The organism is Polaromonas sp., assembly GCF_039930745.1.
In the GTDB taxonomy this organism is placed as follows: domain Bacteria; phylum Pseudomonadota; class Gammaproteobacteria; order Burkholderiales; family Burkholderiaceae_C; genus Polaromonas.
This window is the reverse complement of record NZ_JBDTTH010000145.1, coordinates 1-6174: the sequence shown is the minus strand read 5'-3', so window position 1 is coordinate 6174 and position 6174 is coordinate 1. Positions and strand designations below refer to the sequence as shown.

The 6174-nt window shown below is 62.9% G+C and carries 4 protein-coding genes and 1 pseudogene; 4 read left to right on the top strand and 1 reads right to left on the bottom strand.

All coding sequences use genetic code 11. From position 1 onward, the window contains the following. Together ABI660_RS22530 and ABI660_RS22525 are read left to right on the top strand one after the other, a co-directional pair. A pseudogene (locus ABI660_RS22530) lies at positions 1 to 426 on the top strand (hypothetical protein); the annotation flags it as partial. Between the two features lie 4 nt (positions 427 to 430). Continuing rightward, a complete protein-coding gene (locus ABI660_RS22525) occupies positions 431 to 1003 on the top strand; it encodes a tetratricopeptide repeat protein (RefSeq protein ID WP_348072352.1) in 573 nt (190 codons plus the stop codon). Positions 1004 to 1163: 160 nt separating this feature from the next. Here ABI660_RS22525 and ABI660_RS22520 read toward each other — a convergent pair whose 3' ends face one another. Beyond that, positions 1164 to 1523 carry a helix-turn-helix domain-containing protein gene (locus tag ABI660_RS22520; RefSeq protein ID WP_348072350.1) on the bottom strand — a complete coding sequence of 120 codons (360 nt, stop codon included), beginning with the start codon at positions 1521 to 1523 and terminating at the stop codon, positions 1164 to 1166. 166 nt (positions 1524 to 1689) lie between these two features. Between ABI660_RS22520 and ABI660_RS22515 the strand changes: the two genes are divergently transcribed. Then, complete coding sequence (locus ABI660_RS22515) at positions 1690 to 4788, top strand: CHC2 zinc finger domain-containing protein (RefSeq protein ID WP_348072348.1); 3099 nt, start codon at positions 1690 to 1692, stop codon at positions 4786 to 4788. Positions 4789 to 4792: 4 nt separating this feature from the next. Next, positions 4793 to 5905 (top strand): site-specific tyrosine recombinase XerC, encoded by a 1113-nt coding sequence (gene xerC, locus ABI660_RS22510; protein ID WP_348072346.1) that lies wholly within the window; start codon positions 4793 to 4795, stop codon positions 5903 to 5905. The last annotated feature ends 269 nt before the right edge of the window (positions 5906 to 6174 follow it).

Below are 6174 nucleotides of genomic sequence, written 5' to 3'. Positions count from 1 at the left end.
CCTAGGAAAAAAGGCTGTGTGTACGGTGCGGGCGTGTCGGGGGCAACAATCTTTGCGTATGTGGGTGGCGATCCACTGAGCTTTATTGATCCGGAGGGTTTGCTGTTTTCTGCTACGGTTGGTGGGGTGCGGCGCAACACCACATTGGACGAGGCGGCCAGGCTTGGCGCTGTGGGCAATGCGGCGGCCGCTGCAGGCATGGCGGGTGCTGTGGGCGGTGCGGCAGTGGCTGGTGCCGGTGCTGCTTACCTGATGTGCGTTCCGGCCCCGGCACGTACAGCAATCGGGTTGCTTAAAGGCTTGAGGGACGATGCAATGCCGCCGCCCATGCCGCCACGACCGCCATTGCTAAGCCCGCCAGCAATTACCCGCCCTGGAGGCTTCAATCCGCCCGCTCCTCCGCCTGGAATCACTCCACGGCCTTGAACGTATGCACACAGAGCAAGCGGAAAAACTAAGTGCCGCGTTTGCGGCCTACAAGGAAGGCCAGATCAACCTGGCCTTCGACCTGTACAAGCGCCTGGCAGACGAGGGGCATGCTGAGGGCCAGGTCTTCGTTGCATGGATGTTGAGCCAGGGAATTGGCTGCACAAAAGACGAAGCGAAGGCCGCGACATACTACGAACGCGCGGCTGCGCTTGGCAATCCATTGGGCTGTTTCTACTTTGGCCGCTGGCTCACAAAAATGGGCGAGCACGAGCGGGCCTATCGTTTCTATTCGCAAGGCGCGCAGAGCGGGAATCTTCCATCGACGTTCCGCGTCGGATACTCGCTCGCACGCGGCAAGGGTGTGAATGTTGATCTGCAGCGCGCTTACGAAATGTTGAAGGCGGCGGCAATGCAAGGACATGCGTATGCACTGCGAGAGATGGGCGTCCAAGATTTGCGAGGTGGGCGCGGTCTGCTATGGATGCCAATAGGTTTATTGGAATTCGTGCTGGCGCTTTGCTGGGGAGTGGCCGTGTCCGTGTTCAACAAAGACTCCGATCTTCTTAGAGGTTGAAGTCGGACGCCTGCGCCGCGACGCTACAAATTCAATAGCTGCTCACGCCCGTCCTTAAAGGGCTAACAGCCAGTTTCTCTCTTAACTCAAAACAAAAAGCCGCCTGCAACCCCTTAGCTGCTAAGAGCTGGGGTTCACAGGCGGCGTGTGCCGCAGCGCGTCAGTGCTGAGCCAGCACCGTATCGAGCATCTCGCTGACAAACTTCTGGCGCGCCTTGGGAAGCTTGGAGATCGCCTCGATCTGCTGCTGCCACTTGGGCGCGGGACCGCGCTTGCCGCGTGCGGCCTGCTTGCCCTCGCCGAACAACTCCTCCAGCGACACCGACAGCGTGTGCGCCACCACCGGCAGCGCCGCGACCTGGATGCGCCTGCGCCCGACCTCATAGGCCTGCACCGTCTGCTGCGACACGCCCAGCGTCTCGGCAAGCTGCGCTTGCGTGATGCTGTGCGCCTTGCGCATGAGCGCGATGCGCTCACCGAGCGCCACAAAAAAATCACGTTCCTCGGAGCTGATGGCCATGGCTGCCTGCGTGGGGGTCGGAGTTGAAGCAGCCGTGAGCATAGAGGGTGACTTTGCAGTGCGTTGTGTTGAATACTACTGTGAGTAGTATACTGCCGTCGAATTATTTATTTCGATCACGGTTTGCGGGAATTCCCCTGCACCCCAGTCGGAAAAGGACCTCCCCATGCCCCGCATCCCCGATCAAGAAGTCCAGCGGCTAAAAGACGAAGTGGCGGTGCAGCGCCTGGTCGAGGCGGCGGGTGTCGAGTTGCGCAAGTCCGGCAAGGACTGGATAGGTAAGTGCCCGTTTCACGACGACAGCGAACCGTCATTGGTCGTCACCCCGGCCAAGAACCTCTGGCACTGCTTTGGCTGCCAATGCGGCGGCGGGCCGATTGACTGGGTGATGAAGCTCAAGGGTGTGAGCTTTCGCCATGCGGTCGAACTGCTCAAGGAAGATTCTTCTTTAGCCGCTGGTTCCCAGGGCGGCGAACCTGTCAAGCGCAGCACGGTGCGCGCCTTGCCGCCGCCGGTCACGCTGGACGCCGACGACCGAGCTTTGCTGCTGCAGGTGGTGGACTACTACCACCAGAGCTTGAAGCAGTCACCGGAAGCGCTGGCCTACTTGCAGCAGCGCGGCCTCAATCACCCCGAGCTGGTGGACCACTTCAAGCTGGGCTACGCCAACCGCACGCTTGGGTTGCGTTTGCCCGACAAACGCCGCAGCAGCGGCGCCGACATCCGCACCCGTTTAGAAAAGCTAGGCATCTACCGCGCCAGCGGCCACGAACACTTCAATGGTTCGGTGGTGGTGCCGGTGCTGGGCGCGCAGGGGGAAGTGTGCGAGCTGTATGGGCGCAAGATCACGCCGCGCCTGCGGCCGGGCACGCCCTTGCACCTGTACCTGCCAGGCCATGCCGAGCGAGGGCGGGGCGTGTTCAACATCGCAGCACTCCAGGCCAGCAAAGAAATCATCCTGTGCGAATCCATCATTGATGCGCTCACCTTCTGGTGCGCCGGGTATCGCAACGTCACCACGGCGTATGGCGTGGAAGGCTTCACCGATGAATTGCTGCAAGCCTTCAAGACTCACGGAGTCCAGCGCGTCTTGATTGCCTACGACCGCGACGACGCTGGCGAGAGGGCTGCGCCCAAGCTGGCCGAGCGGCTCATGGCCGAAGGCATGGAGTGCTTCCGCATCCAGTTCCCCAAGGGCATGGACGCCAACGAGTACGCGCTCAAGGTAACCCCGGCCACCAAGAGCCTGGGCTTGCTGATACGGCAGGCGGCATGGCTGGGCAAAGGCAAGCCGCCAGAACGCCCCACAGGCCCTGTAGCCCAAGAGTTACAAGCCAAATCGGCCTCTAGCCCAGGTAACACGGGCGCAAGCAGCTATGAAAATAATAGTAAGAGTGGACCCATCGAGCTGCCTGCATTGCCCGCATCACCCGTGCCCGAAGCCGCAGCCGGTCCCTGGGTGGAGGTGCTGCAGCGTGAACAGGGCCGCGAAGTGCACATCCGTTTCGGTGAAGGTGTGGGCGCGCGAACCTGGCGCGTGCGCGGTCTGGAGAAGAATCTTTCCCCCGACGTGCTCAAGGTCAACGTGCGCATTGCCATCGCCAGTAGCGACGGCGGCGCCTTCCACGTCGACACGCTCGACCTGTACAACGCCAAGCAGCGCGGCCACTTTGCTGGACAGGCTGCAGCCGAGACCGGGCTGGACGAGCGCCACCTCAAAGCCGACCTGGGTCGCGTGCTGATGGCATTGGAGAGCGTGCAGGACGAAGCCATTGCAGAAGTGCTGCAGCCCACACCCGCCGACAGCATGACCGAGCCAGACAGAGCCGACGCGCTGGCCTTGCTCAAAACCCCCGACCTGCCGGCGCGCATCCTGGCCGACTTTGAAGCGGCGGGCGTGGTGGGCGAAGCCACCAACAAGTTGGTGGGCTACCTGGCCGCGGTCAGCAGGAAGCTCGACCGGCCGCTGGCCATCGTCATCCAGTCCAGCAGCGCAGCAGGCAAGAGCAGCTTGATGGACGCCATCCTGTCCTTCGTGCCCGAGGAGGAGCGCATCCAGTACAGCGCCATGACCGGGCAGAGCCTGTTCTACATGGGCCAGACCAACTTGAAACACAAGATCCTGGCGATAGCCGAAGAAGAAGGCGCACACCGCGCCAGCTATGCCTTAAAGCTGTTGCAGTCCGAAGGCGAACTCACCATTGCATCGACTGGTACCGATGCCGTCACAGGCAACCTGATCACCCAGGAATACAAGGTCGAAGGCCCGATGAGCCTGTTCATGACCACCACCGCGATCGACATTGACGAAGAGTTGATGAACCGGTGTTTGGTCCTCTCCGTCGATGAAGCCAGAGAGCAAACAAGAGCCATCCACAAACTGCAGCGCGAACGCCGCACCCTGGCAGGCCTGACCAGGAAGCACGAGAAACAAGCCATCCTGACGGTGCACCGCAACGCCCAGCGCCTGTTGCGCCCCCTGGCCGTGGTCAACCCCTGGGCCGACCAGCTCACCTTCCTCGATGACCGCACGCGCACCCGCCGCGATCATGAAAAGTACCTCACACTGATCGACACCATTGCGCTGCTGCACCAGCACCAGCGCACAACTCACAGCGTCGATGTGAATGGCCAGAGCGTCGAGTACATCGAAGCCAGCCTCTCGGATATCGAACTGGCCAACCGCATTGCGCACGAGGTGCTGGGCACCAGCCTGGACGAGCTGCCGCCGCAAACCCGGCGCATGTTCGCGGGCGTGCAGGCCTTGGTACGCCAGAAGATGGCGGCGCAGGGCTTGCCCCAGCGCGATATCCGCTTTAGCCGCTCAGAGGTACGCGCGGCCACCGGCCTCTCGGACACCCAGGCGCGCATTCACCTGGACCGGCTGGCCGCGCTGGAATACCTGCTGACGCACCGGGGCCAGCGCGGGCAGAGCTTTGAGTACGAGCTGCTGCACGACCAAAGCGGCACGGGTGATGAACCGCATCTGTCCGGCCTGATTGACACAGCGGCGCTGCAATCGGCCTCGGAACCTACAGCTACGAATCCGAGTTCGCGGGGGCAAGTGGGGGAGTTCGCGGCCCCATCGCGGCCCCTAAACGGGGCCAACGCGGGGGATGCGCGGACAGCTAAAACCCCCGCTAAGGCGCATGGAATAAGGGCTGCAGGCGAATTACCCGATGCACAGCCCGCCGCACGCGCCACCCCCCTTGCACGTGAGCGCGCGTCGTACCCACAAGCCCACCTTCAATCTTTAGCCGCCTGAGCCCATGCGCAAAGGCCAGCTCCTCAAAACCCGCCGCCGCGCCGCCGTCAAACCGCCAGGTCCACCCCACGCACAAGACGACCCGCTGGCGCACAAGCTGCTGCTGCGCTACATGGAAGAACACTTCGAGTGGATGGCCGTCAGCGGCTACAGCGGCGACACCGTGCGCGCCCGGCGCCAGCACATCCGCAAATTCATCAGCTGGATTGACGAGCGCGGCATTGATGAGCCGCGCCAGATCACCCGGCCCATGATCGAGCGCTACCAGCGCCATTTGTTCTACTACCGCAAGGCCAATGGCCAGCCGCTCAGCGTCGGCATGCAGCTGCAGTACCTGGCCGCCATCAAGCTGTGGTTCAAGTGGTTGACTAGAGCCCACCACATCCTGGCCAACCCCGCCGCTGACCTGGACCTGCCGCGCCAACCCAAACGCTTGCCAGGGCGCATCTTGAATCCCGCTGAGGTAGAAGCCGTCTTAGCCGAGGCCGAGCCCAGCAGCGCGCAAGGCCTGCGCGACCGCGCCTTGCTCGAACTCTTGTATGCCACTGGCCTGCGCAGAAGCGAAGCCGCCAGCTTAGGCGTGTACGACCCCGACCTGCTGCGTGGTGTGCTGTGGGTGAGGCATGGCAAAGGCGGCAAACAACGCGTCGTGCCCTTGGGCACACGTGCCACCGCCTGGCTAGAAAAATACCTCACCGAGGCTAGAGGCGAACTGCTGGCAGCCGACAGCCAAGCCCTGTTCATCTCCGACTACGGCCAGCCCATGCGCGCGGACCAGATTGCCGACAAGGTACGCCGCTACATGCAGTTCGCCGGCATCCACAAAGGGGGTGCCACGCACCTGCTGCGCCACGCGTGTGCGACGCACATGCTCGAAGGCGGTGCCGACATTCGCTTCATTCAAGCCATGCTGGGCCACACCAGTTTGGAGACCACGGAGATTTACACCCACGTCTCGATTGACAAACTGATCGAGGTGCACCGGGCCACGCACCCGAGCCGCTTGGAGCGCAAGGGGCACGATCAGGCTGCAAGCCCTCAAGCGGTGGCTGGCGATGCCGCCACGGCGCTGCTGGAGGCTTTGGCGGGGGAGGAGGATGACGAGGCCGAACAGTGATGGACACGCTGCTGCTGTGCACCGCTCCCGTCACGGCCCTTGCGGGAGGCAAGGCCCGCGCCGACGCTAGGCTGCTGGTGATTCCGCCTTAGCCGCTTCTGCCGGCGTGCGAGGAGCCAAAGCCAGGCGCTTCGCGCAGAGCTGGGAATGACAGGCCAGGCCGGGCATCGAGCCCGGCCCAGCCTGGCAGGTGCTGCGGGGTGAATGGCTGCGCCATTCAACATAACGGGCTGTCGTGCGCAAGTGGCGCAGTCGCTACGCTAAAGCTT

Coding starts and splice junctions, on each gene's coding strand:
- ABI660_RS22515 (WP_348072348.1), top strand. CDS start 1,690: ATGCCCCGCATCCCCGATCAAGAAGTCCAGCGGCTAAAAGACGAAGTG.
- ABI660_RS22525 (WP_348072352.1), top strand. CDS start 431: ATGCACACAGAGCAAGCGGAAAAACTAAGTGCCGCGTTTGCGGCCTAC.
- xerC (WP_348072346.1), top strand. CDS start 4,793: ATGCGCAAAGGCCAGCTCCTCAAAACCCGCCGCCGCGCCGCCGTCAAA.
- ABI660_RS22520 (WP_348072350.1), bottom strand. CDS start 1,523: ATGGCCATCAGCTCCGAGGAACGTGATTTTTTTGTGGCGCTCGGTGAG.